This window comes from Micromonospora sp. NPDC049900, assembly GCF_044461025.1.
In the GTDB taxonomy this organism is placed as follows: domain Bacteria; phylum Actinomycetota; class Actinomycetes; order Mycobacteriales; family Micromonosporaceae; genus Micromonospora.
This window is the reverse complement of record NZ_JBITKM010000002.1, coordinates 696,899-720,706: the sequence shown is the minus strand read 5'-3', so window position 1 is coordinate 720,706 and position 23,808 is coordinate 696,899. Positions and strand designations below refer to the sequence as shown.

The window sequence follows — 23,808 nt, the reverse complement described above, 5'->3', positions numbered from 1 at the left end:
CCACCTCTCGGCGAAAGAGGAATCGTGCTGCGTCAGCGCCATCTCGGTACCGCCACCCTGGCCCTCGGTCTCGTCGTCCTGACCGACGTGCTGCGGGTCTTCCTACCGTCGGTCATCACCATCTTCGGGCAGGCCGCGTCGACCCCGGCCGAGCTGCTCGGGGCGTTCGCCCTCGGCTGGTTCGTGTTGGCGCTCGCCGCGCCGCCGCTCGTCCGGCTGGTCGGCAGCCACGTCGTCGGCGTGGTCGCCGTGGCACTGCTGGGCGTCGCCCGGCTCGCCCTGACCGCCGGCCCCGGCGGCGTCGTGCAGCTCTGGCTCGCCGGTGTCGGTCTGCTCGCCGGTCTGGTGTGGCTCGCCGCGACCGCGACCCGGGGCGCGCGTGCCGTACCCGGACTGGCGCTCGGACTGGCCGCCGCGGCGCTCGGGCACGTGCTGGTCGGCACGTACGACCTTGCCTGGCGGGGGAGTTGGGCGGCGTGGGCGGCCAGCGGTGTGATGGTGGTGGCGCTGCTCGCCGGTGAGGTCCAGCTCGCCCGTCGTTCCGCCGTGGCCGGGCCGGTGCCGGACGGCCGGGCGTGGTTGCTCGTCGGACCGGCGTCGGTACTGGCCGGCATGGTGGCGCTGTCGCCGGCGGTGGTGGGCACCGCGACGTCCTACTGGTTCGGTGCGCCGGGCACCGCCTCGACACCGCTGTTCGCGTTCGCGCCGCTCGGTGTGGCGTTGGCGGTGTTCCTGCTCGCCGCCCTGACTCCGTCCCGGCCACGTGCCCGGCTGGTGTGGCCGGTTCTGCTGCTGGTCGGAGCGCTGCTGTTCGGGTACGGCCCGCCGTCGCTGCTCACCGTCGCCGTGCTGCTCAGCGCGACCGGTCTCGGCGGCTGCCTGGCGCTGGCCGACGGCGTCGCCGGTCCGTCGGCGCGGTCCGCGACCCGGCGGGGATACGCGGCGGTGGGCGGCATGCTCGTCTTCGCGGTCGTCTCGGTGCTCTACTACGCCGCCTACGACCTCGGTTATCCCAACGGGTGGCTACCGGCCCTGGTGGCCGCGCTGACCGGCCTGATCGCGCTGGAGGGCCGTCTTCGGCCCGGTCCGGTCACCGCACCGGCCACCGGGGATCTCGGCGCTCCAGCGGCTGCTCCGGCCGCCGGGGAGCCCACCACGTTCGCCCGGCTGCCCAGGGTGCCGATCGCCGTGCTCGCCGCGCTGACCGCCTTCGCCGCCGCCGTGGTGCACGAGCCGTGGCCGGTGGCGACCAACCGGCCGGGCCCGCCGGAACAGATCCGGGTGGTGGCCTACAACATCCGGATGGGCTTCGGCATGGACGGTCGGTTCGACCTGCCCGCCCTGGAGCGGGCGGTCCGGGAAGCCGACGTGGTGGTGCTCAGCGAGGTGGACCGGGGCTGGCTGCTCAACGGCGGCCACGACACCCTGCATCTCTTCTCCGACCGGCTGGGCCTGCCCTACGTCTTCGCGCCGGCCGCCGACACGCTCTGGGGCGACGCGGTGCTCAGCCGGTGGCCGGTGGACCGGGCCCGGACCCGGGCGCTGCCCGCCGTGGGCGCACCCACCGGCGCGCAGGCGCTCGGCGTCACGGTGGACTTCAGCGAGGGCGTGCGCCTGGCCGTGGTGAGCACACACCTGCAACCGCCGCCCGCCGCGGATCCGGTGGTGCAGGCCCGGGCCGTCGCCGAGTTCGCCACCGGGTACGCCGACGGCCTGCCGTTGGTGGTCGCCGGTGACTTCAACACCGAGCCGGGCGACCCGGCCTTCACCGCGCTCACCGACGCCGGTCTGGTCGACGCGTTCGCCGCCGCCCGTCCGGTGCCGACCAGCCCGGCCGACGATCCGCGCGCGCAGATCGACCACGTCTTCGTCTCACCCGACCTGGTCGCCTCGGACGCCGTCGCGACACCCGGCACCGCCAGTGACCACCTGCCGGTCGCGGTCACCCTCACCCTGCCCGGCGGTGCGGGCTGACGGCGCAGCGGGTCAGAGCCGATCGGCGGCGACGAGGCGGTCGCCGCTGAAGGCGAGCAGCCAACCGGTGCCCTTGTCGGTGGCGTAGTCGCCGTCCTGCCCGGCGAGACGTTCCAGCGCGCCCGGGATCACCTTGCCCTGGCTGCACACCGCCGTACGCGCGCCGGAGGCGGCCAGCGCGGCCATCCGCGCCGCCGCGGCGAGCACCCGTTCGTCGGGCTGCTGACCGGCGAGGGGCTCGTCCAGGTCGCCGCTGATCTCGATCGGCAGGTCCAGCGTCTCGGCCGCCGGGTCCAGGGTCTGTACGCAGCGGCGCGGTGACGCCGACAGCAGTCGGCTCGGCCAGGTCAGCGCGATCAGCGGCGCCACCGCCCGCGCCTGCGACCAGCCACGGTCGTCGAGCGGCCGGGCGGTGTCCGGGCCGGACCAGGTCAATCGCTTACCGGCGTGGCCGTGCCGGACCAGCACCATGGTGGCGGTGACCCGGGGCAGGGCGGCGAACGCGGCCAGCACCTCCGCGTCGTGCGGGTAGCTGGCCAGCGCCACCGCGTCGTCCACGTCGAGCCACCGCACCGCGTCGACCTCGGTGCCGGGCTGGAAGCCACCGGTGCCCATCGCCCGCATCGACCAGTAGTCGACCTCCTTGAGGCTGCCCTCGCTGCGGTACCGTACCGAGGGCAGGCGCACCTCGGGCGCGGCCCGTACGTCCGCCTCCTCGGCGACCTCCCGTACGGCCGCCTCCAACGGATGCTCGCCCGGCTCCAACTTGCCCTTGGGCAGCGTCCAGTCGCCGTACCGGGGGCGGTGCACCAGACAGACCTGGACGTCGTCGTGGGGTCCGGGCCGCCACACCACGCCGCCGGCCGCCCGGATCTCGATCACGTCGGTCATCCGGTCCGTCGCCGTTCCTCCTCGATCATCCGCTCAGCCTATTCCGGTGCCGCTCACCCGGCGGTGCCACCGACCCGACGCAGCAGCATCCCCTGGAGGTGGGCCGGGGGAGTGTCGGTCGTGTCGGTACGCCGGGTCCAGCTCCCGTCGGCGGCCAACTCGAACGCGTCGATGTCGGGGCTCATCGCGGCACCGAGCACCTGGTCCAGCTCGGCCCGCGCCACCGGGTCGCTGACCTGCACCAGTGCCTCGACCCGCCGGTCCAGGTTGCGGTGCATCAGGTCGGCGGAGCCGATCCAGAACTCGGCGTCGCCGTTGTTGCCGAACCGGAAGACCCGGGAGTGCTCCAGGAACCGGCCGAGGACCGAGCGGACCCGGATGTTCTCCGACAGCCCCGGAACGCCGGGCCGCAACGTGCACATGCCCCGGATGATGAGGTCGACGTGGACGCCGGCCTGGGAGGCCCGGTACAACGCGTCGGTGATCTCCTCGTCGACCAGCGCGTTCACCTTGAACTGCACGAGTCCCGGCATGCCCAGCCGGACGTGGGCGATCTCCCGCTCGATGCGTTCGATCAGGCCGCTGCGGATGCCCTGCGGCGCCACCAGCAGCCGCCGGTACGCGGTCTGCCGGCTGTAGCCGGTCAGCACGTTGAACAGGTCGGTCAGGTCGGCCCCGATCTCCGGGTCGGCGGTGAGCATGCCGAAGTCCTCGTAGAGCCGGGCCGTCTTGGGGTGGTAGTTGCCGGTGCCGATGTGGCAGTAGCGGCGGATCTGGTTGCCCTCCTGGCGTACCACCAGCGCGGTCTTGCAGTGCGTCTTGAGGCCGACCAGGCCGTAGACCACGTGACAGCCGGCCCGCTCCAGGGTGCGGGCCCAGCCGATGTTGGCCACCTCGTCGAACCGCGCCTTCAACTCGACCAGCACCACCACCTGCTTGCCCGCTTCGGCGGCGTCGACCAGCGCGTCCACGATCGGCGAGTCGCCGCTGGTGCGGTAGAGCGTCTGCTTGATGGCCAGCACCTGCGGATCGGCGGCGGCCTGCTCCACGAAGCGCTGCACGCTGGTGGCGAAGGAGTGGTACGGGTGGTGCACCAGTACGTCGCCGTCGCGCAGGGTGGCGAAGACGCTGCGCGGCACCTCGCCCTCGGCGAGCCGGGGATGGGTGGCCGGCACGAACGGCGGGTCCTTCAGGTCGGGCCGGTCGGCCTCGCCGTACAACTGCCACAGCGCGGAGAGGTCGAGCAGCCCCCGGACCCGCAGCACGTCCTGGGCGTCCATGTCGAGTTCCCGGACGAGCAGCTCCAGCATGTGGTCGGAGATGGAGGCGGCCACCTCCAGCCGGACCGGCGGGCCGAAGCGGCGCCGGGCCAGTTCCCGTTCCAGCGCCTGGAGCAGGTCCTCGTCGCGGTCCTCGTCCACCTCCACCTCGGCGTTGCGGGTGACCCGGAACAGGTGGCACTCCACCACCTGCATGCCGGAGAAGAGTTGGCCGAGGTGCACCGAGATGACGTCCTCCACCGGCACCATCCGCACGCCGGGCCGGTCCCGGTCGACGCGGACGAACCGGGGCACGTTGTTGGGCACCTTCACCCGGGCGAACAACTCGGGCCCGCCGTCCGGGTCGCGGACCGACACGGCCAGGTTCAGCGACCGGCCGGAGATGTACGGGAACGGGTGGGCCGGGTCGACCGCGAGCGGGGTGAGCACCGGGAAGATCTGCTCCCGGAAGTAGGCGCGCAGGCGGTCCCGCTCGGTGTCGCCCAGGTCGGACCAGCGCAGGATCCGGATGTCCTCGTCGGCCAGCTTGGGCAGCACGTCGTCGACGAAGCAGGTGGCGTGCCGGGTGACCAGGGTGGCGGCCTTCTCGGCGACGAGCGCCAACTGGGTACGCAGCGGCATCCCGTCGCCGCCGCGGACCGGCAGGCCGGCGGAGAGTCGGCGTTTGAGCCCGGCCACCCGCACCATGTAGAACTCGTCGAGGTTGCTGGCGAAGATGGCCAGGAACTTCGCCCGCTCCAGCAGCGGGGTGCGCGGATCCTCGGCCAGCGCCAGGACCCGGGCGTTGAAGTCGAGCCAGGACAGCTCCCGGTTGAGGAACCGGTCGTCCGGCAGCGGCCGGGCCGGCGGCTCGTGGCCGGACGGGGCCGTCTCGCCCGGTTCGGACACCGGGTCGAGAACCTCCTCCAGCCCGGTGGAGGCGTCGGCCGGGTCGGTGCCAGCCGGGTCGGTCGGGCGCCGGGTACGGCGGAAGCGCCCGTCGGATCCCCGGGAGCGACCTGCGTCGCGGCTGGTGTAATCGTCGATGCCGGCGGGACTGGCGTTGCCTTCGCGAGGGGTGCTCACCTGCTCATAATCACCCGATCCGGGTTAACGCAAAATGAACTTCCGCTGGGTTGCGTCAGGACATCGTCGGCAGGGTCACGCGGATCACGTCCCCGGCGGGGTCGGTCTCGACGCGGACCCGCTGGCCGAGTCGGAGCAGCCGCAGTCCGGAGGCGTCGAAGGCGCGGGCCGGGAAGGCCAGCTCCGTGCCGTCGTCGAGCAGCAGCAGTCCGCTGCGGGTCGCCGCGTCGAAGGTCGCCACCGTGCCCTGCATGCCCAGCACCGTACACCGGTGGGGGCGCTCAGCCGGTGAGGCAGTCGGCGGCCAGCCGCGCGGTGCGCGGACCGAGCCCGAGCGCGGCGGCGGCGGCCAGGTCGTCCGGGGTGTCCACGTCCCGCCGCAGGCTGGGCCAGTCGCCGGCCAGCGGTCGGGCACCGCTCGCCGCGTGGGCCACGGCCGAGCCGGGCCCGAAACACGGCCCGAGGGGTACGCCGGCCGGCGCGGCCAGCATTACGGTGCCGGTGCCCGGCGCGTCGGCCACGAAGCAGCGGACGCCCGGTGGAGCGTCCCGTGCCGCGCGCAGCGCCGCCGCCAGTTCGGCCGGGCGCAGCGCCGGAAGGTCGGCGGTGATCCCGGCCACCGGGCCGGACACCTGCGCCGCGCCCTGCCGGAACGCGCCGTTGAGCCCCGCGTCCGCGACGTCCGCCAGCACCCGCGCCCCGGTCGCGAGCGCCTCGGCCCGGACCCGGGCGTCGTCGGTGACCACGAGCACCTCGACCACGTCGGGACAGGCCCGCACCGCGTCGAGGGTGTCGGCGACGAGCGCCAGCGCCAACTCCTCGTGGGGTACGCCGGGCAGCCCACCACGCAGCCGCGACTTGGCGGCGACCAGGCGTTTGACCGGCACCACCATGCTCCAGGGCTGACTCACACCCGTCATCCTGCCAGCCCGGCGGCGGTACCCTCACTGGCCGTACCAGGGGCGAACAGGCATGATTTCGGCTGCGGGCGTCACCGGATCTCTCCGGTGGGCGGGTCGGGGTGGGCACGAGGAGGCACGGTGGGTCGGCGCAGGCTGGGGTTCTGGCGGAGGTTCGCCGTGGTGCTGGTCAAGCCGGTGATGACCGTCTGGACCCGGCGTACCTGGCGGGGCATGGAGCACCTGCCGCAGGACGGTCCGGTGATCATCGTGGCGAACCACATCTCGCACGCCGATCCGCTGGTGTCGGCGCACTTCGTCTACGACGCCGGCCGGTGGCCGCAGTTCCTCGGCAAGGCGAGCGTCTTCAAGGTCCCGGTGGTCGGCTGGATCCTGCACCGGTGCCGCCAGATCCCGGTGGAGCGTGGCTCGGTCGACGCGGCCAAGTCGCTGGAAGCCCTGGTCAAGGCGCTGAACGAGGGCGCGGCGGTGATCATCTACCCGGAGGGTACGACCAGCCGGGAGCCGGACCTGTGGCCGATGAAGGGCAAGACCGGCGCGGCCCGGTTGGCGCTGACCACCGGTGCCCCGGTCGTGCCGGTGGCGATGTGGGGGCCCGAGCAGATATTCGATCCGCGCCGGGCCCGGCTCAACCCGCGTCCCCGCATCCCGGTGACCGTGGTGGCCGGGCCACCGGTCGACCTGAGCCGCTGGGCCGGGGCCGCGCCGAGCCGGGCGGTGCTGGAGGAGATGACCGACGTGATCATGCTGCGGGTGCGGGACCTGCTCGCCGAGATCCGGGGCGGCACACCTCCGCCGCTGTGGCAGCGCGCCTCCCGTGCCAACACCGACCGCCCCGAGGCGACGTCATGAGCGAGCGTCTGCCTCGTGGCGGCACGCAGCGGAGCGGAGTGCCGGCATGAGCGAGCGTGAGCGAGTGAATCGTCATTGCAGGGCGTTGGTGTCTCGTGGCGGCACGCAGCGGAGCGGAGTGCCGGCATGAGCGAGCGTGAGCGAGTGAATCATCGGTGTGGTGCGGTGGTGTCTCGTGGCGGCACGCAGCGGAGCGGAGTGCCGGCATGAGCGGGCATGTGGCGGTGCTGGGGGCCGGGTCGTGGGGCACGGCGTTCGCCAAGATCCTCGGTGACGCCGGGCGGGACGTCACGATCTGGGCGCGGCGGCAGTCCATCGCCGACGTCCTGCGGGACGAGCGGTGCAATCCGGAGTACCTGCCCGGGATGGTGCTGCCGCAGCGGGTCACCGGCACCGGTGACGCCGCCGAGGCGATCGAGGGCGCCGAGATGGTGGTGCTGGCGGTGCCGTCGCAGACGCTGCGCGGCAACCTGGCCGAGTGGGTCGGTCACCTGCACCCCGACGCCACCCTGGTCTCGCTGATGAAGGGCATCGAGCTCGGCACCACCAAGCGGATGAGCGAGGTCATCGTGGAGACCGCCGGGGTGGCGGCGGACCGCGTGGTGGTGGTCTCCGGGCCCAACCTGGCCCCGGAGATCGCGGCCGAGCAGCCGGCCGCCACCGTGGTCGCCGGCACCGACGCCGACCGCGCCGCCCAGGTGCAGCACTCGATCACCACGCCGTACTTCCGGCCGTACACCAACGACGACGTGGTCGGCTGTGAGCTGGGCGGGGCGGTGAAGAACGTGATCGCGCTGGCGTACGGCATCGCCACCGCCATGGGGTTCGGTCACAACACCCGGGCGATGCTGGTCACCCGGGGACTGGCCGAGACGGCCCGGCTCGGGGTGGCCCTCGGTGCCGACCCGCTCACCTTCGCCGGCCTGGCTGGCATGGGTGACCTGGTCGCCTCCTGCTCGTCCCCGTCGGCCCGCAACCGCACCTTCGGCGAGCACCTGGGTCGGGGTGCGACGCTGGAGGAGGCGCGGGTGGCGACCCGGCAGACCGCCGAGGGTGTGAAGAGCGCGCTGGCGATCCGGGACCTGGCCCGTGCGCACGGCGTGGAGATGCCGATCACCGAACAGGTCGAGCTGGTCTGCCACGAGGGCGTCGACCCGCGGCGCGCGGTCCGGGCGCTGATGAGCCGCACCACCAAGCCGGAGTGAGTCGCGTGGACGAGACGCATTCGTTGTCCCCCGAGGAGTACGCCGGGACGTTCGGGTCGGCCGGTGACGGCACCCGGTGCGTACACGCGGGACTGCCCGAGCCGACGCCGGGCGCGCCCTTCCTGCCCGGGCCGGTCTTCGCCGCGCCGTACCACCTGGATCCCCGGCAGGGACCGGCGGCGGCGCCGAACGGCTACGGGCGGCCCGACAACCCGACCCGCCGACTGCTGGAGACGGCCATCGGCGAACTGGAGGGCGGTGGCTGCCGGGTCTTCGCCAGCGGCCAGGCGGCGATCACCGGCCTGCTGCTCGCGGTGCTGCGGGCCGGTGACACCGTGGTGCTGCCCGCCGACGGCTACTTCCCGGTGCGCGCCTTCGCCACCGACACGCTGGCCGGCAACGGGGTCCGGGTGGTGTTCGCGCCGACCGCCGGGCCCTACCCGGACTTCACCGGGGTACGCCTGGTGCTGGTGGAGACGCCCGCCAACCCGGGGCTCGACGTGGTGGACCTGCCCGCCCTGGCCGAGCGGGTGCACGCGGCCGGCGCCCTGCTGGCGGTGGACAACACCACCGCCACGCCGCTCGGTCAGCGTCCGCTGGACCTCGGCGCGGACCTGGTGGTGGCCTCCGGCACCAAGGCGTTGACCGGGCACTCCGATCTGCTGCTCGGCTACCTCGCCACCCGCTCCGCACCGCTGCTGGAGCAGGCCACCGCCTGGCGGACGGTCACCGGGGCGGTGCCGGGGGCGTTCGACGCCTGGCTGGCCCACCGGTCGCTGGCCACTCTCGACCTGCGGCTGGCCCGGCAGACGGCGAACGCGGAGGCGATCGCCCGGCTGCTCGTGGCCCGGCCTGACGTGTCGGGGGTGCGCTGGCCGGGGCTGCCGGACGATCCGGCGTACCCGGTGGCGTCGCGGCAACTGCGGCGGATGCCGGGCGTGCTCTCCTTCGACCTGGCCGACGCCGACCGGGTCGCCCGGTTCCTCGACGCGGCCCGGCTGGTCGGGGCGGCGACCTCGTTCGGGGGCCTGCACACCACCGCCGACCGGCGGGCGCAGTGGGGCGACGACACCGCGCCCGGCTTCGTCCGGCTCTCCTGCGGGGTGGAGGACACCGTCGACCTGGTCGCCGACGTGACGGCCGCGTTGGACGCGGCAGCCTGATGGGGCCCGTCTCCCCGGCCGAGCGCGATGCCCTGGTGCGCCGGCTACGGGAGGCGGGTTGTGTCTGGGCCGAGGACGAGAGCCGGCTGCTGGTGGAGGGCGCCGACGGCCCGGAGACGCTGGCCGGGCTGGTCGACCGGCGGGTCGCCGGTGAACCGTTGGAGTACGTGCTCGGCTGGGCGGAGTTCTGCGGCCAGCGGATCGACGTACGACCGGGGGTATTCGTGCCCCGGTCGCGTACCGCGCTGCTGGTCTCGGCTGCCGTGGCGGTGACCGGACCGGGCGCGGCCGTGGTGGAGCTGTGCTGTGGTTCCGGCGCGGTGACCCGGGTGTTGGCCGGTCGGCTCGCCGCACCCCGACTGGTGGCCGCGGTCGACCTGGATCCGGCGGCGGTGGCCTGCGCCCGACGGAACCTGGCCGACCTGGCGGTGCCGGTGCTCTGCGGTGACCTGTTCGCGCCGTTGCCGGCCGCCTGCCGGGGTGCCCTGGACCTGGTGGTGGCGAACGCCCCGTACGTGCCGACGGCCGCGCTGCCGTTGCTGCCGCCCGAGTCCCGTCGGTACGAGGCGCCGGTGGCGCTGGACGGAGGCACGGACGGCCTGGCGGTGCTGCGCCGGGTCGCCACCTCCGCCTCGCGATGGCTCGCACCCGGTGGGCACCTGGTGGTGGAGGTGGGCGAGGACCAGGTGGACGAGCTGTGGGCGGTGCTGACCGGGGCGGGGCTGGTGCCGGAGGTGGTCCGTGACGACGATCTGGGGGCCACCGCGATGACCGCCTGCCGACCGGTCTGTGCCGGGCACCGGGGCGGGAACGGCCCGGTGGGCATGGCGGGCCGGCGGACCGAGAACTAACCTCGCGTCAGGTTCGGACGGCGGGAGGCGGGTTTCGGGTGGATGGCGCAGCGGTGCCGGTGGTCGTCGGGATCGACAACGGGGGTACGAGCAACAACACCACGGTCCTGACCCTCGACGGGCGGTTCCTGGTGGACGAGTTGGTGGAGACGCCCAGCGAGGTGCAGGCCGGGCCGGAGGCGGCGGTGGCGGCGATGGCGCGGGCCTTCGACGGTGTGCTGAACCGGACCGGGGTGCCCCGCGAGTCGGTCCGGGCGGTCGGGCTGGACACGCCGGGACCGGCCAGCGCCACCGGGGTGATCTCGTCGAAGGGGTCGACGAACTTCTCCCAGCCGGCCTGGCGCGGGTACGACGTGCGCGGCGCGTTGGCGCGGCGGCTCGGGCTGCCGGTGGTCTATCACAACGACGGCAACGCCGCCGCGCTCTACGCCCACCACGTGCACTTCGGTGCCGACGCGATGCGACGGTCGTCGGTGTCGGCGATCGTCGGCACCGGGTTGGGCGGCGGCGTGGTGGAGAACGGCCGGGTGGTGTCCGGCGCGGCGGGGATGGCCGGTGAGCTGGGGCACGTGCAGATCCCGTTGACCGCTGTGTTGGGACCGGAGCAGCCGGTGCCGACCTGCGCCTGTGGTTTCGCCGGTGACGTGGAGAGCGTGGCCTCGCTGACCGCGATCGGGCGCAACCTGTTGCCGTACTGGCTGACGCGCTTCCCGGGGCACCCGCTGGCCGACGAGCCACCGGCGCGGGCGGCCAAGCTGGTACGCGGGTACGGCGAACGCGGTGACGAACTGGCCCGGGAGATCTTCGCGCAGCAGGCGCGGGCGCTCGGCGCGCTGTTCACCATCGCGGCGAACTTCACCGATCCGCACGCGTACTTCATCGGTGGTGGCGTGGTGGAGACGGCTCCGGAGTTCCGCGACTGGTTCCTCACGGCGGTACGCGAGCACACCGCGCTCCGCGCGGAGCAGGCCGCACTGGCCACGTTCGCGCTGGTGCCGGAGCGGGACATGGCCGGTGCGCGGGGGGTCGCGCTCGCCGCGCTGGAGGCGGCCCGGGACCTGCCGGCACCGCTGCCGCTGGTCGGCGACTGACCCGTCTCCGCTGGTCGGCGAGAGCCCGGCCGGCGGTCAGCCCAGTCGGACGCCTTCGAGGACCGGGAAGTCGTACCAGCTCAGCGAGAAGGGCTCGGTGGGGGCGGGGGAGACCGGGAAGACGCCCCACGTGTCGGTCGACTGTCCCGGTGCGACGATGATGTTCTCGCCGGCCCGTTCCGCGGCACACCAGGTGTCGGTGGGGCGTACGGTGCGGCCGTCGGCGAGCGTCAACGCCGAGGAGTTCAAGTCGTCTTCACGGCTCGGGCAGGTCAACGGCCACGGCAGCAGCGAGTCGTTGCGGTAGCGGAAGGTGAGCCGCATCGTGCCGTCGGAGATCTCGGCACCGGTCAGCGTGAGGCGAAACGACGACTCCTGGTAGATCTGCCGGTCCAGCCGGTACGTCTGCCGGTCGGTGTCCGGCGGGGTGTCCTCGGCGTCCCGGGCCGGGGTGCCGCTGCGGTCCGTCGCGTTCTGCGGGCTCTGGTCCGACCCGGCCTCGACCGAGGGCGACCGTGGATCGGCCAGGTGGTAACCGACGAGGGAACCGACGATGGCGAGACTGGCCGTCGCCACGACGACGGCGATCAGGACGCCGTACTTTCTCTCCACACGGACCCCCTGGCTGCTGGGCGGCAACGTCGGCCGTGAAGGTAGCACCGGCGGGGAAGGATGTGGGCATCCGAGCCGGGGCTGACCGGGCCGGCGGTGCCCTTACCGGCCCGGTCAGCGGTCCTGGGTGTGGTGGTACGGCTCAGGGGGTGCGGACCCGGTTCAGCGGGTCGGGGGCGACTGGGCGAAGGCGGTCCAGGCGGTCGGCGGGAAGTGCAGCAGCGGGCCGTCCGGGTCCTTGGAGTCGCGTACGGCCACCGTCCCGGGCACGACCGCCACCTCCACGCAGGCTCCCTCGTCGCCGCTGTGGCTGCTCTTGCGCCACCCGGCCACGGCCACCACGGTGTTGGTCGTCGGTGTCATCCTCTTACCGTCCCTTCAGGGTCTTCAGGAGTAGGTCGCGGCTGTCCGCCGGGCTGAGCGCGACGGTCCGCAGGTGTTCCATGATCTTGGTGCAGGTGCGCAGGTCACCGGGCCGATCCAGGATCATCTGGCCGGCGACGGTCTCCACCGAGGCGATGATCGGGTCCTCCGGGTCGGCGAACTCGAGGATGTGCAACGACCCTCGGGTGCCCCGGTGGTAGCCGGCGACCAGTGGGATCACCTGCACCGTGATGTTCGGCAGATCGCTCATCTTGAGCAGATGGTTGAGCTGCCCCTGCATGGCCGACTCGTCGCCGACCGGGCGTAGCAGCGCCGCCTCGTCGAGAATCGCGTCGAAGATCGGCGGATCCTGCTCGAAGACCCGCTGTTGCCGGTCGAGCCGCAGGTGGACCCGCTCCTCGACGTCGTTGTCGCTGAGCGTGTGCGGTCCGCCCCGCATCACCGCGCGGATGTAGTCGGCGGTCTGCAACAGACCCGGCATCACCGACGGCTCGAAGTTGGCGATGCCGGTGGCCTCGGCCTCCAACGCGATGAAGTCGATGGTGCGCCGGTCGAGCAGGTACGAGTACGAGACCCACCAGCCCGGCTTGCGCGCGTCCTTGGCCAGCGCGACCGCGGCGGCGACGTCCTCGGCCTTGACGCCGTAGAGGGTGAGCAGCGCCCGCACGGTGGCGGGGCTGACCAGTGTCTGCGCGTTCTCGTAGCGGGAGAGCGTGCTCCGGGTGCTGTTGATCTCGTCGGCCGCGGCCTCCAACGTGAGGCCGGCGGCTTCCCGGTGGTGGCGCAGCGCGAGGCCCAACCGGCGAGCGCGAGCGGTCTTCGGTGCCATGCATCGATGGTCGCACGTATTTGGGACTCTGTACATGAGAGAACGTCGGTGAGAGTTGCATTCACGCCCATGGACCTGTCAGTCTGTTAGTGCGTCCTCACCGCCGGTTGTCGTGGCGACGGTGGTGGTGAGCGACCGGAGGGGATGGGGCGCGCGGCGGTCGGGTTATTCCCCCGTACCCGACCGCCGCGTGCCGCGCCAGTTGTCGGCCACCGGAAGGGAATCGACGTGCGAACTGGTCAGCGGGTGTGCGCCGAGCGCCTCGGCGGCCGGCGATGACACGTTTCCTGGTAGTCCTGACCGACGTCCGTCCGTACGAGATGGACGGACGCAACGAGCGGGTCGCCCCGGAGCGCCGACGTCAGGTCGTCGGGGCGAGCAGCCGGGAGGCGGCGGACCGGATCGCCGGCGCGTTCATGGCCCTGGGCATGGTGCGCGCGGGTCGTCAGCGGGTCAAGGTGATCGCCATCGGTCGGCGGCACGCGTTCGGCGAGCGGGAACTGGTCGGTTGACCTGGCCCGGTAACGCACCGTATATGATGCGTTGACCGAATGCGGCCATCCCGCGTTCCCGCCGGGTATCGGTCACCCGTCGCCGCCACCCACAGTAAGGTCATCCGGGAGAGCGCCAGCAGTGCGTCCCGGAAAGGTGACCGCAGTGACCACCCCAGGCAAGACCCGCGTGGCGATCGTCTTCGGCGGCCGCAGTCCGGAACACGGCATCTCCTGTGTCAGCGCCGGGAGCGTGCTCGCCGCGCTGGACCCCGACGAGTTCGAGGTGGTGCCGGTGGGCATCACCCGGGCCGGGCAGTGGGTGCTGACCAACGGCGACCCCGCCCAGATGGCGATCACCGCGCGTCGGCTGCCGGAGATCACCGCCGCGTCCGGTGTGGACGTCGTGCTGCGCGCCGACCCGACCGGCAGCGGCCTGCTGGTGCTCGACCCGGCCGAGGGGACCCGCGCGCTGGCCGATGTGGACGTGGTCTTCCCGGTGCTGCACGGCTCCTACGGCGAGGACGGCACCATCCAGGGCATGCTGGAGATGGCCGGCATCCCGTACGTCGGGGCGAAGGTGTTCGCCTCGGCCGCCGCCATGGACAAGGAGTTCACCAAGAAGCTCTGCGCCGCCGAGGGCATCCCGGTCGTCCCGTACGCGGTGCTGCGCAGCGGGATGACGCTCAGCGAGGCGGACAAGGAGCGGCTCGGTCTGCCGGTCTTCGTCAAGCCCTCCCGGGCCGGATCGTCGTTCGGCGTCAGCAAGGTCAGCGACTGGGCCGACCTGGAGGCGGCGATCGCCTTCGCTCGCGAGATCGACAACAAGGTGCTGGTCGAGGGCGCCATCGTCGGTCGGGAGATCGAATGCGGCGTGCTGGAGGGCGAGGCCGGCGGGACGCCGGAGGCGTCCGTGCTCGCCGAGGTGCGGGTGGTCGGTGACTACGAGTTCTACGACTTCGAGGCCAAGTACATCGACGCGGAGTCCGCCTGCGAGTACGACCTCCCCGCCGACCTGCCCGACCGGGTCACCCGAGAGGTGCGCGACTACGCCGTCCGGGCCTTCGACGCGCTGGACTGCGCCGGACTGGCCCGGGCCGACTTCTTCGTCACCCCGGAACTGGACGTCTACCTCAACGAGATCAACACGATGCCCGGCTTCACGCCGACGTCGATGTTCCCCCGGATGTGGGCGGCGGCCGGCCTGGAGTACCCGAAGCTGGTCGACCGGCTGATCCGCACCGCGCTCACCCGGGGACCCGGGCAGTACTGAGTCCCACCGGCGAGGCGGGGCCCGCCCTCGTCGGCGGCCCGCCGCCGACGGGTGGGTCAGGCGGTGCAGCCGGTGGGCTTCGTGTCGGCCGACGGGATCGACTCGACGACGGTCTCGGAGATCGGGGCGGCCCACTGCAACGCCTCGCCGTAGAAGTGCGGCACCCGCAGGGTCACCTCCGTCTCCCGGTCGACCGTGGTCAGCTCCGTCGCGTCCGGGCCCTCCACCGCATACCAGCAGACCGAGTTGACCAGGTAGAGGTGCGCGTCGCGGGCCAGGGCGGGCCGGTCGGCGCCGCAGGCCACCGTCAGCGCCGGGTCGCCGTACGCGGCGTTCTGCTCGGGACCGGCCGATACCGGCCGCTGCGGCAGGTCACGGACGGTGTCCGGCAACTGTGAGAGCAGGGCACGACACACCACGGTCGGTCGTTCGGCCAGCTCCGGGGCGGCCATCTCGACCGGGGCGGTGGACCGGGGAGCGGCCGTGCTCGGCGACGCCGTGGGCGCGGCGGTCGGCTCACTCGACGGCAGGTTGGCCCAGGCGACCGCGCCCACCAGCAACGCCACCGGCAGCGCCACGGCGGTGGCGATCAGCGCGGCGGAGCGGGTGGTCCGGTCGGGCTTCTCCGCGTCCTCGGCGCGGTCGCCGTCGGCCGCCTTCTCGGTGGTCTCGTCCACTTACAGTCGCACCACCGAACAGGTCAGGGTGCGGGTGATGCCCGGCACCATCTGCACGTTGCTGACGATGAGCTTGCCCAGCTCATCGACGGTGTTGGCCTCGGTGAGCACGACCACGTCGTACGGCCCGGTGACGGCGTCGACCCGGACCACACCGGCGAGATCCGCGATGAGACCGGCCACGTCACGTGCCCGACCGACCTCTGTCTGGATGAGGATGTACGCCTGTACCACGCTCGACCTCCCTCCGTCGCCGCCGTCAAGCGGCCCGAAGGGAGAAAGTACCTTACGGACCAGGGGTGATCCCTATCGGTGGCCAAGGAGAAGCAGTGAGCGAGCGAGCGGAGCGGCTCCACGCGACGACGTCCCGTGTCGGCACGGGGCGTGACGGAGCAGTGGCGTGAGCGTGGCGGGTGTCGGCGAGTTCGGACTGATCGACCGGGTGACCTCCCGCCTGTCGTACGGCGACACGGTGCTGCTCGGCCCCGGTGACGACGCGGCGGTGGTCGCCGCGCCCGACGCCCGGGTGGTCGCCTCCACGGACGTCCTGGTGGAGGGGCGGCACTTCCGCCGGGACTGGTCCGGCGCGTACGACATCGGGCGCCGGGCGGCGGCGGCGAACCTCGCGGACGTGGTGGCGATGGGCGCCGACCCTACCGCGCTGCTGGTGGCGCTCTGCGTACCCGCCGACGCGGACACCGGCTGGGTCGAGCAGCTCGCCGACGGGCTCGGTGCCGAGGCGGCCGAGGTCGGCGCCAGCGTGGTGGGCGGGGACATGTCGGCCAGCCCCACCCTGACCATCGCGGTCACCGCCCTCGGCGACCTGGGCGGCCGTGCCCCGGTGACCCGGGGCGGCGCGCGGTCCGGGGACGTCGTCGCCCTGGCCGGCCGCACCGGGTACGCGGCGGCCGGGTTCACCGTGCTCTCCCGAGGGTTCCGGACGCCCCGGCTGCTCGTCGAGGCGTACCGGCGGCCGGAGGTGCCCTATCCGGCCGGACCGCAGGCCGCCCGGCTCGGCGCCACCGCGATGATCGACGTCTCGGACGGGTTGCTCGCCGACCTCGGGCACGTGGCGAGGGCCAGCGGGGTGAGTGTCGACCTCACCCGGGACGCCTTCGAGGTGCCGCCGCAGATGCGGGACGCTGCCCAGGCGCTCGGCGTCGACCCGTACGCCTGGTTGCTGGCCGGTGGTGACGATCACGCCCTGGTGGCGACCTTCCCGCCGACCACGGCGCTGCCCGCCGAGTGGCGGGTGGTCGGCCTGGTGGGGGAGGGTTCCGGGGTGACCGTGGACGGGCGGCCGTTCGACGGTCCGGGCGGCTGGGATCACTTCCGGTGACCCCGCCCGGTAAGGGGCAGGAGGGGTCGTACCCTTTACCTGTGCAGCAGATCGAGATCCACGTGGTGCCCTTCGACTCCCCGGTCGCGCAACGGTTGATCACCGCCGCGCTGGCCGACCTGGGCGCCCGGTACGGCGGCAGCGGCGACGAGACCCCGGTCGACCCCGCCGAGTTCGTCCCTCCGGCCGGGGCGTTCCTGGTCGCTCACCTGGACGGGCAGCCGGTCGGCTGCGGCGGCTGGCGCAGCCACGGCGACCAGGGCGACACCGCCGAGTTGAAGCGGATGTACACCGCGCCGCAGGCCCGTGGTCGAGGGGTGGCCCGGACGGTGCTCGCGGCCATCGAGCGCTCGGCCCGCGAGCACGGCCGCAAGCGGCTCATCCTGGAGTGCGGCGATCGGCAGCCCGAGGCGATCGCGATGTACACCGGTGCCGGCTACGAGCGGATCCCCAACTTCGGGTTCTACGCCGACGCGCCCGGCTGCCTGTCGTTCGGCCGCACACTCTGACGGTTGCTGTGTAAGGAAGGGTCCCCTGCTAACGCCTGGTGTATAGCAGGGGACCCTTCCTTACACCGAGCGACGCGCGTCTTCCGGGCGCGGACACGACGATGCCGGTGGGCCATCGGCCCACCGGCATCGAACGACAGTGTGATCCCGCGTCAGGCGCGGGCGACCTTGCCCGCCTTGATGCAGGACGTGCAGACCTTCAGCTTCTTGGTCGTGCCGCCACCGGCGGGGGTACGCACCGACTGGATGTTCGGGTTCCAGCGGCGGTTGGTCCGCCGGTGCGAGTGGGACACGTTGTGGCCGAAGCCCGGTCCCTTGCCACAGACGTCGCACACGCTAGCCACGGGATACTCCTGGGTTTGAAACGTTCATGAGGTCGCCGGCAGGTGCTGCCCGGGCAACCTGGCCAGGGTACCCGATGGTTGATCGGGCTGCCCAATCGCCCCCGGCGGGCACCGTCGGCCGCCCTCGACGGCGTCGGGAGCGGCCCGCCGGGATCCGGCAGACTCGCCCGCAGGGCGGCGGCCCGACGGTGCGGGTGGGTCCGGCCGAGTGGCACGGAGATCCCGACCGCGACGTGACACGCCCGGCGACTGTCAGCCTACGCCAGTAGGCTTCCACCGTGCTGGACACCCTCGATGCCGCCGCCGTGCGCCGCTGGTGTGCCAGCGGGCTGGCCACGCTCAAGCGGCACCAGCGGGAGATCGACGACCTGAACGTCTATCCGGTGCCCGACGGTGACACCGGCACCAACCTGGTGCTCACCCTCACCTCGGCCCAGCAGGCCCTGACGATGGACCTCGACACCGGTGCGGACGGCACCTCGACCGCGCACGGGCACGCCCTGCGGTTGCTGGCCCGGGGCGCCCTGCTCGGGGCCCGGGGCAACTCCGGCGTGATCCTGTCGCAGATCCTGCGCGGCCTCGCCGACGCGCTGGGCCCCGTCCCTGAGGTGCGCGGCCGGGAGCTGGCCGTCGCCCTGCGCGCGGCGAGCGACGCGGCGTACGCGGCGGTGGCCCGGCCGGCGGAGGGCACCCTGCTGACCGTGGCGTCCGCCGCCGCCGACGCGGCCGAGCGGGCCGCCGACGGCGAGCTGCCCCGGGTGACGCGGGCCGCCGCGTCCGGCGCGGCGACGGCCCTGGCGCGTACGCCCGAGCAACTGCCGGCGCTGGCCCGCGCCGGAGTGGTCGACGCCGGTGGGCGGGGGCTCTGCCTGCTGTTGGACGCGTTGGTCGAGGTGGTCACCGGGGAGCGCCCGGTGGCGGGCACGCCGACCGCCCGGCCGGTGCCGTCGGTCGCCGCAGGGGAGAGCACGTCCACCGGGTACGCCTACGAGGTGCAGTTCCTCCTCGACGCCGAGCCCGAGGCGGTCCGCCGGATGCGCGCCGAGTTGGCCGCGCTCGGCGACTCGCTGGTGGTGGTGGGGGACGGCAGCCCAACCGGTGGCACCTGGCAGGTGCACGTGCACGTCGACGACATCGGGGCGGCGATCGAGGCGGGCGTGGTGGCCGGTCGCCCATATCAGATCTCGGTGACCCGCTTCGCCGACCAACGGGCCCCCGAGGCGACCCCGGCCTCCGCCGCCGCCCCAGCCCTCGACCACACCCCGGTGCCCGGCGCGGCCTCGACCTCGACCCCCGGCGCGACCCTGGCCGCCGAACCGGTCTCGGCGCACGACGCGGTCCGGGCAGCCGCGCCGGGCCCGGCGCCGGACGGTCGGGGTGCCGTGGTGGTGGCCACCGGACCGGGCATCGCCGAGCTGCTGGCCGGGGAGGGGGCGGTGGTGGTGCCCGGCAACCCGTCGACCGGCGAACTGCTCGACGCGGTCCGGGCGACCGGGGCGGCGCGGGTCGTGGTGCTGCCCAACGACCCGAACGCGCAGGCGGTGGCGAACCAGGTCGCCGTCCAGGCGCACCGGTCGGGCGTGAAGGTCAGCGTGGTGCCCACCCGGTCGCCGGTGCAGGCGCTCGCCGCGCTCGCCGTCCGTGACCCGGCCCGTCGCTTCGAGGACGACGTGATCGCGATGGCCGAGGCCGCCGGGGCCTGCCGGCACGCGGAGGTGTGCCGGGCCGGACGGGACGCGCTCACCGTCGCCGGTCCGTGCCGGGCCGGTGACGTACTCGCCCTGGTCGAGGGGGAGGTCCACCTGATCGGCACCGATCTGGTGGAGACCAGCGTCGCCCTGGTCGACCGGATGCTCGGCGGCGGCGGCGAACTGGTCACCCTGCTCGTCGGCGCGGACGCGCCGGACGGGCTGGCCGAGGCGGTGCGTACGCACATCGTCGGCCGGTGGCCCTTCGTGGAGGTGCACACGTATCCGGGCGGACAGCCGCGTTTTCCCCTGTTGGTAGGTGTCGAATGACCTCGGACGCGTCCACCGTGGACACGCCGCTCAAGAAGCTCGTCGGTGACCGGACCGCCAAGGCGCTCGCCGGTCACCTCGACCTGCACACCGCCGGGGACCTGCTCTACCACTTCCCGCGCCGGTACGACGAGCGCGGCGAGCACACCGACATCCGCGCGCTCGACGTCGGCGAGCAGGTCACCGTGCTGGCCCAGGTGCAGCGCACCGCGGTCCGTCCGATGCGCCAGCGCCGGGGCAACCTGCTGGAGGTGACCGTCGGCGACGGTTCCGGCGGCACGCTCACCCTCACCTTCTTCGGCAACCAGGCGTGGCGGGAACGGGAGCTGCGCCCGGGGCGGTGGGGCATGTTCGCCGGCAAGGTCACCGAGTTCCGTGGCAAGCGGCAGCTCAACGGACCGGAGTACGTGCTGCTCGGCGACCAGACCGACGGGGAGGCCGCGGCCAACGAGCAGGTGGAGGAGTTCGCCGGTGCGCTGATCCCGGTCTACCCGGCGGCTGCCGCCGTACCGACCTGGGTGATCGCCCGCTGCGTACGGGTGGTGCTGGACACGGTCGAGCCGCCGGAGGACCCGCTGCCCGCCACCGTGCGGGCCACCCGCAACCTGATCGGCCTCGGCACCGCCCTGCGGGAGATCCACCGGCCGTCCAGCCGCGACGACCTGTACCGGGCCCGACGCCGGTTGAAGTGGGACGAGGCGTTCGCCGTGCAGTTGACCCTGGTACGCCGCAAGCAGCAGGCCGCCGCCTGGCCGGCCCGGTCCCGCCCGGCGCGGCAGGGCGGGCTGCTCGACGCGTTCGACGCCCGGCTGCCGTACGACCTCACCGGTGGTCAGCGCGACGTCGGCGTGGAGATCGCGGCCGACCTGGCGACGAACCACCCGATGCACCGCCTGTTGCAGGGCGAGGTCGGTTCCGGCAAGACGGTGGTGGCGCTGCGGGCCATGCTCCAGGTGGTGGACGCCGGTGGACAGGCCGCGCTGCTGGCCCCGACGGAGGTGCTCGCCGCCCAGCACCACCGGGGCATGCTCGACCTGCTCGGCCCGCTGGCGCAGGCGGGTCAGCTCGGTGCCGCCGAGCACGCCACCCGGGTGGAACTGGTCACCGGCTCGCTGGGCGCGGCGGCGCGACGGCGGGCGCTGGCCGAGGTCGCCAGCGGGGCGGCGGGCATCGTGCTCGGCACCCACGCCCTGCTCTACGAGGGTGTCGACTTCGCCGACCTGGGCCTGGTGGTGGTCGACGAGCAGCACCGGTTCGGCGTCGAGCAGCGGGACGCGCTGCGGGCCAAGGCCGACCAACCGCCGCACGTGCTGGTGATGACCGCCACGCCGATCCCCCGGACGGTGGCCATGACGGTCTACGGCGACCTGGAGATCTCCACGCTGTCCCAGCTACCGCAGGGCCGCTCGCCGATCGCCTCGCACGTGGTGCCGGCCGCCGAGAAGCCCGCCTTCCTCGACCGGGCCTGGCGCCGACTGCGCGAGGAGGTCGGCAAGGGGCATCAGGCGTACGTGGTGTGTCCGCGGATCGGGGAGGCGGACGCGAAGTCCGGCGGCGAGGAGGAGCCGCCGGAGTTGGACGACAACGGCCGCCGTCCGCCGCTGGCGGTGACCGAGGTCGCCCCGCTGCTGGCCGAGGGACCACTGCACGGGGTACGCATCGGCGTCCTGCACGGTCGACTGCCCGCCGACGAGAAGGACGCGGTGATGCGGTCCTTCGCCGCCGGGGAGCTGGACGTCCTGGTGGCCACGACCGTGGTCGAGGTCGGGGTGAACGTGCCCAACGCGACGATGATGGTGGTGCTGGACGCTGACCGGTTCGGCGTCTCCCAGTTGCACCAGCTCCGGGGACGGGTGGGCCGGGGCAGCGCACCCGGGCTCTGCCTGCTGGTCAGCGAGGCGACCGAGGGCAGCAGCGCCCGGGAGCGGTTGGACGCGGTCGCCTCGACCACGGACGGTTTCAAGCTCGCGGAACTCGACCTGGAGCAGCGGCGGGAGGGCGACGTGCTGGGCGCGACGCAGTCCGGCCGCCGTTCGCACCTGCGGCTGTTGTCGCTGCTGCGTGACGCGGACCTGATCCGGGACGCGCGGACGGAGGCGATCGAGATGGTCGAGGAGGACCCCGACCTGGCCCGGCACCCGGCCCTGGCCGCGTCGGTCGCCGCCCTGGTCGACGAGGACCGCGCCGAGTACCTCGAAAAGGGCTGAACTCCCGCGCTGCACGCCCGCGCCGAACGCCTGCGCTGATCACGCTCGATCAGGGATCGAGTGGCCTCGGCGCGGCTGGAAAGCACTCGATCCTGGATCGAGCACGATCACCGGGCCGCGACGTGTGCCGGGACCGGGCAGGGGCGCCTACGCCGAGGGCGCGCCGACCGGGTGGTCGACGCGCCCTCGGGACTCACACCTCGTCGGGGTCCCGCCTCAGTCGCGGGAGGGGCCCCTCAGACTCGGCTCAGGCGGTGAAGTGGATCCGACGCCGCCGGGCCATCACGAACAGCACCGCGCCGACCGCCAGCAGGGCGATCGCGCCCGCGGCGATGCCGCCGGCCGCCGCACCGGTCACCGGCAGGCCCGGGGGCTCCTCGCCGCCACCGCCACCGCCGCAGTCCTCGGGGGCGTAGACGACCTCGAGCTCCAGGTCGAGTTCGGGCAGGACGACCAGCGCGGTCTCCTCGTCACCGGCCTTGAAGGTGACCTTCTCCGAGGTGCCCGGCGCGACGGTCCGGGTCTCGGTCTTGTCGCCGTAGGTGAACTCCACCTTGACCGGCACGCCACCCTCCGGGTTCGAGGCGGTCAGCGCGAAGGTCTCGCAGTCGGCGTCGGTGGTGACGGTCGGCAGCGGGCAGTCCTCGGGGCGCTGCCACGTGTAGGTGCCGCCCTCGATGACCGCACCGTCGACGAGGACCTCGATCTTGCCGGCGTTCTCGGCGGGCACCACGGTCTCGTTGTCGGCCTTGCCCGGCTCGACGGTGACCTTCTTGGACCAGCCGTTCTCGCCGCGTACCTCGAACTCGACGGCGTAGCGGGAGAGCGAACCGTCGTTGCTCAGCGAGACGGTCACCGTGCCGTCGCAGGACGAGGCGAAGGTGGAGGCCGGGGTGGTGCAGTTCTTGTTGCCGCCGTTGTACCAGCCGGGCGGGCCGGACGAGCGGTTGCCGGGGGCACCCTTCTCGCCGAGCTTCTTGTTGCCGTAGCGCTTGCCGTTCTCGACCAGCGGGTCGATGACCTCGTCCAGGCCGCCCCAGATCAGGTCGACCTGGGTGTGGCACTCCGGGACACCGACGTTCAGTTCGATCTCGGTCTGGGTGCCGCCGAGGAAGTCGCTGGCCGGCGTGCCGTAGACGTACTGCGGGGTGGCGAACTGCGGGCGCGGCGCGAAGTACGACACCAGCGTGAAGTACTGCTTCGCGTCACCGCAGAGCGGCAGGTCGCCCTCCAGCTTCACGGTCGCGGTGCCCTTGGGGCCGTCGAACGTGTGGCTGTACTTGGCGTCGCTGGCGGCGACGCACTTGGGCGCGGGGGCGCACGCAGCGTCGGCGGCCAGGTTGATGCTGCCCTTGTTGGTCTGCTCCCGCCGGTTGTCCCAGCGGCCCTCGACGACGAGCTCGGCGGTCGCGGTGTCGCCCGGCACCCGCTGCACGGCCTCGACGAAGCCGCCTCGCGGGATCGCCACGCCCTGCAGGTCGACGGCCTCGGCGCCCGGCACGAGCACCTGGACCTTCGTCGAGGGGGAGGCCGTCACCTTCTTGATGGTGGCGGCGGTCCTGCGCTCGCTGTTGACCACCTTCCACGTGATCACCCGCTCGCCACTGAGCTGGTCGCAGACGGCGGTGGCGGTGATGGTGGTGTGGTGGGCGGCGGCCGGGGTGGCCACAGCCGCTGCTCCGGTCATGCCGATGAGGGCGGCTGCCAGGACAGCCAGCGGTCGCCGGAGCGACAGCTTGGGTCGGATCACGCGTACTCCCGGGGTGAAGAAGCGTCGGGGTCGGCACAGGTGGACGGACGGCGCCGGCGGAGGCTGCCGCGCCGGAGGAAGGT

At 73.2% G+C, this 23,808-nt stretch carries 23 protein-coding genes; 12 read left to right on the top strand and 11 right to left on the bottom strand.

The genetic code is table 11. The features are described from left to right. Window positions 1-24: 24 nt before the first annotated feature. A complete protein-coding gene (locus ACIBMZ_RS07725) occupies window positions 25-1,974 on the top strand; it encodes an endonuclease/exonuclease/phosphatase family protein (protein ID WP_396691765.1) in 1,950 nt (649 codons plus the stop codon). A gap of 12 nt (window positions 1,975-1,986) precedes the next feature. On the opposite strand, the gene ACIBMZ_RS07720 is transcribed toward ACIBMZ_RS07725, so the two are convergent. The 4 genes from ACIBMZ_RS07720 to cofC are packed head-to-tail and all read right to left on the bottom strand — an operon-like array spanning window position 1,987 to window position 6,103. Then, the gene (locus ACIBMZ_RS07720; RefSeq protein WP_396691764.1) at window positions 1,987-2,865 is read right to left on the bottom strand and encodes an NUDIX domain-containing protein; all 879 of its coding nucleotides are present in this window, start codon (window positions 2,863-2,865) and stop codon (window positions 1,987-1,989) included. A gap of 53 nt (window positions 2,866-2,918) precedes the next feature. Next, window positions 2,919-5,210 (bottom strand): RNA degradosome polyphosphate kinase, encoded by a 2,292-nt coding sequence (locus tag ACIBMZ_RS07715; protein WP_396691763.1) that lies wholly within the window; start codon window positions 5,208-5,210, stop codon window positions 2,919-2,921. A gap of 55 nt (window positions 5,211-5,265) precedes the next feature. Continuing rightward, entirely contained in the window at window positions 5,266-5,463 is a 198-nt protein-coding gene (locus tag ACIBMZ_RS07710; protein ID WP_396691762.1) for a cold-shock protein, read from the bottom strand. 28 nt (window positions 5,464-5,491) lie between these two features. Then, complete coding sequence (gene cofC / locus ACIBMZ_RS07705) at window positions 5,492-6,103, bottom strand: 2-phospho-L-lactate guanylyltransferase (RefSeq protein ID WP_396691907.1); 612 nt, start codon at window positions 6,101-6,103, stop codon at window positions 5,492-5,494. 147 nt (window positions 6,104-6,250) lie between these two features. On the opposite strand from cofC, the gene ACIBMZ_RS07700 reads away from it, so the two are divergent. The 5 genes from ACIBMZ_RS07700 (at window position 6,251) to ACIBMZ_RS07680 (ending at window position 11,292) form a co-directional block, all read left to right on the top strand. After that, window positions 6,251-6,982 carry a lysophospholipid acyltransferase family protein gene (locus tag ACIBMZ_RS07700; RefSeq protein ID WP_396691761.1) on the top strand — a complete coding sequence of 244 codons (732 nt, stop codon included), beginning with the start codon at window positions 6,251-6,253 and terminating at the stop codon, window positions 6,980-6,982. 206 nt (window positions 6,983-7,188) lie between these two features. Next, complete coding sequence (locus ACIBMZ_RS07695; protein WP_396691760.1) at window positions 7,189-8,187, top strand: NAD(P)H-dependent glycerol-3-phosphate dehydrogenase; 999 nt, start codon at window positions 7,189-7,191, stop codon at window positions 8,185-8,187. Between the two features lie 5 nt (window positions 8,188-8,192). Further along, window positions 8,193-9,350: a cystathionine gamma-lyase gene (locus ACIBMZ_RS07690; RefSeq protein WP_396691759.1), complete on the top strand. Its 1,158-nt coding sequence runs from the start codon at window positions 8,193-8,195 to the stop codon at window positions 9,348-9,350. Continuing rightward, complete coding sequence (locus tag ACIBMZ_RS07685; protein WP_396691758.1) at window positions 9,350-10,201, top strand: putative protein N(5)-glutamine methyltransferase; 852 nt, start codon at window positions 9,350-9,352, stop codon at window positions 10,199-10,201. Before ACIBMZ_RS07690 ends, ACIBMZ_RS07685 begins: the two co-directional genes overlap by 1 nt. A gap of 38 nt (window positions 10,202-10,239) precedes the next feature. Further along, window positions 10,240-11,292: an ROK family protein gene (locus ACIBMZ_RS07680; RefSeq protein WP_396691757.1), complete on the top strand. Its 1,053-nt coding sequence runs from the start codon at window positions 10,240-10,242 to the stop codon at window positions 11,290-11,292. 36 nt (window positions 11,293-11,328) lie between these two features. On the opposite strand, the gene ACIBMZ_RS07675 is transcribed toward ACIBMZ_RS07680, so the two are convergent. The 3 genes from ACIBMZ_RS07675 to ACIBMZ_RS07665 form a co-directional block, all read right to left on the bottom strand. Then, window positions 11,329-11,904 (bottom strand): hypothetical protein, encoded by a 576-nt coding sequence (locus ACIBMZ_RS07675; protein WP_396691756.1) that lies wholly within the window; start codon window positions 11,902-11,904, stop codon window positions 11,329-11,331. 162 nt (window positions 11,905-12,066) lie between these two features. After that, entirely contained in the window at window positions 12,067-12,267 is a 201-nt protein-coding gene (locus ACIBMZ_RS07670; protein ID WP_396691755.1) for a DUF397 domain-containing protein, read from the bottom strand. Between the two features lie 4 nt (window positions 12,268-12,271). Beyond that, window positions 12,272-13,117, bottom strand: a complete 846-nt coding sequence (locus ACIBMZ_RS07665) for a helix-turn-helix domain-containing protein (RefSeq protein ID WP_396691754.1) — start codon at window positions 13,115-13,117, stop codon at window positions 12,272-12,274. Between the two features lie 275 nt (window positions 13,118-13,392). Here ACIBMZ_RS07665 and ACIBMZ_RS07660 point away from each other — a divergent pair, with 275 nt between their 5' ends. Both ACIBMZ_RS07660 and ACIBMZ_RS07655 read left to right on the top strand, forming a co-directional pair. Continuing rightward, complete coding sequence (locus tag ACIBMZ_RS07660; protein WP_350693618.1) at window positions 13,393-13,629, top strand: hypothetical protein; 237 nt, start codon at window positions 13,393-13,395, stop codon at window positions 13,627-13,629. Between the two features lie 145 nt (window positions 13,630-13,774). Further along, window positions 13,775-14,881, top strand: coding sequence for a D-alanine--D-alanine ligase family protein (locus tag ACIBMZ_RS07655; RefSeq protein WP_396691753.1), 1,107 nt, complete (start codon window positions 13,775-13,777; stop codon window positions 14,879-14,881). A 56-nt stretch (window positions 14,882-14,937) separates the two neighbouring features. Here ACIBMZ_RS07655 and ACIBMZ_RS07650 read toward each other — a convergent pair whose 3' ends face one another. Together ACIBMZ_RS07650 and ACIBMZ_RS07645 are read right to left on the bottom strand one after the other, a co-directional pair. Then, window positions 14,938-15,558: a DUF3515 domain-containing protein gene (locus ACIBMZ_RS07650; RefSeq protein ID WP_396691752.1), complete on the bottom strand. Its 621-nt coding sequence runs from the start codon at window positions 15,556-15,558 to the stop codon at window positions 14,938-14,940. Beyond that, the gene (locus ACIBMZ_RS07645; RefSeq protein WP_088646044.1) at window positions 15,559-15,792 is read right to left on the bottom strand and encodes an Lrp/AsnC ligand binding domain-containing protein; all 234 of its coding nucleotides are present in this window, start codon (window positions 15,790-15,792) and stop codon (window positions 15,559-15,561) included. It lies immediately after the preceding gene. 166 nt (window positions 15,793-15,958) lie between these two features. On the opposite strand from ACIBMZ_RS07645, the gene ACIBMZ_RS07640 reads away from it, so the two are divergent. Further along, entirely contained in the window at window positions 15,959-16,897 is a 939-nt protein-coding gene (locus tag ACIBMZ_RS07640) for a thiamine-phosphate kinase (protein WP_396691751.1), read from the top strand. A 41-nt stretch (window positions 16,898-16,938) separates the two neighbouring features. Then, the gene (locus tag ACIBMZ_RS07635; RefSeq protein ID WP_396691750.1) at window positions 16,939-17,406 is read left to right on the top strand and encodes a GNAT family N-acetyltransferase; all 468 of its coding nucleotides are present in this window, start codon (window positions 16,939-16,941) and stop codon (window positions 17,404-17,406) included. Window positions 17,407-17,558: 152 nt separating this feature from the next. On the opposite strand, the gene rpmB is transcribed toward ACIBMZ_RS07635, so the two are convergent. Next, entirely contained in the window at window positions 17,559-17,750 is a 192-nt protein-coding gene (gene rpmB / locus ACIBMZ_RS07630) for a 50S ribosomal protein L28 (RefSeq protein WP_093401721.1), read from the bottom strand. A gap of 278 nt (window positions 17,751-18,028) precedes the next feature. Here rpmB and ACIBMZ_RS07625 point away from each other — a divergent pair, with 278 nt between their 5' ends. Beyond that, a complete protein-coding gene (locus ACIBMZ_RS07625; protein ID WP_396691749.1) occupies window positions 18,029-19,768 on the top strand; it encodes a DAK2 domain-containing protein in 1,740 nt (579 codons plus the stop codon). Continuing rightward, window positions 19,765-21,975: an ATP-dependent DNA helicase RecG gene (gene recG / locus ACIBMZ_RS07620; protein WP_396691748.1), complete on the top strand. Its 2,211-nt coding sequence runs from the start codon at window positions 19,765-19,767 to the stop codon at window positions 21,973-21,975. The genes ACIBMZ_RS07625 and recG overlap by 4 nt, the downstream gene beginning before the upstream one ends. Window positions 21,976-22,222: 247 nt before the next feature. On the opposite strand, the gene ACIBMZ_RS07615 is transcribed toward recG, so the two are convergent. Further along, the gene (locus ACIBMZ_RS07615; protein WP_396691747.1) at window positions 22,223-23,725 is read right to left on the bottom strand and encodes a cell wall anchor protein; all 1,503 of its coding nucleotides are present in this window, start codon (window positions 23,723-23,725) and stop codon (window positions 22,223-22,225) included. Window positions 23,726-23,808: the final 83 nt, after the last annotated feature.

Excerpts from the sequence above, each read along its gene's own strand:
- ACIBMZ_RS07720 (WP_396691764.1), bottom strand. The coding sequence starts at position 2,865 with ATGACCGACGTGATCGAGATCCGGGCGGCCGGCGGCGTGGTGTGGCGG.
- ACIBMZ_RS07665 (WP_396691754.1), bottom strand. The coding sequence starts at position 13,117 with ATGGCACCGAAGACCGCTCGCGCTCGCCGGTTGGGCCTCGCGCTGCGC.
- ACIBMZ_RS07710 (WP_396691762.1), bottom strand. The coding sequence starts at position 5,463 with ATGCAGGGCACGGTGGCGACCTTCGACGCGGCGACCCGCAGCGGACTG.
- ACIBMZ_RS07695 (WP_396691760.1), top strand. The coding sequence starts at position 7,189 with ATGAGCGGGCATGTGGCGGTGCTGGGGGCCGGGTCGTGGGGCACGGCG.
- ACIBMZ_RS07685 (WP_396691758.1), top strand. The coding sequence starts at position 9,350 with ATGGGGCCCGTCTCCCCGGCCGAGCGCGATGCCCTGGTGCGCCGGCTA.
- ACIBMZ_RS07670 (WP_396691755.1), bottom strand. The coding sequence starts at position 12,267 with ATGACACCGACGACCAACACCGTGGTGGCCGTGGCCGGGTGGCGCAAG.
- cofC (WP_396691907.1), bottom strand. The coding sequence starts at position 6,103 with ATGGTGGTGCCGGTCAAACGCCTGGTCGCCGCCAAGTCGCGGCTGCGT.
- recG (WP_396691748.1), top strand. The coding sequence starts at position 19,765 with ATGACCTCGGACGCGTCCACCGTGGACACGCCGCTCAAGAAGCTCGTC.
- ACIBMZ_RS07660 (WP_350693618.1), top strand. The coding sequence starts at position 13,393 with ATGACACGTTTCCTGGTAGTCCTGACCGACGTCCGTCCGTACGAGATG.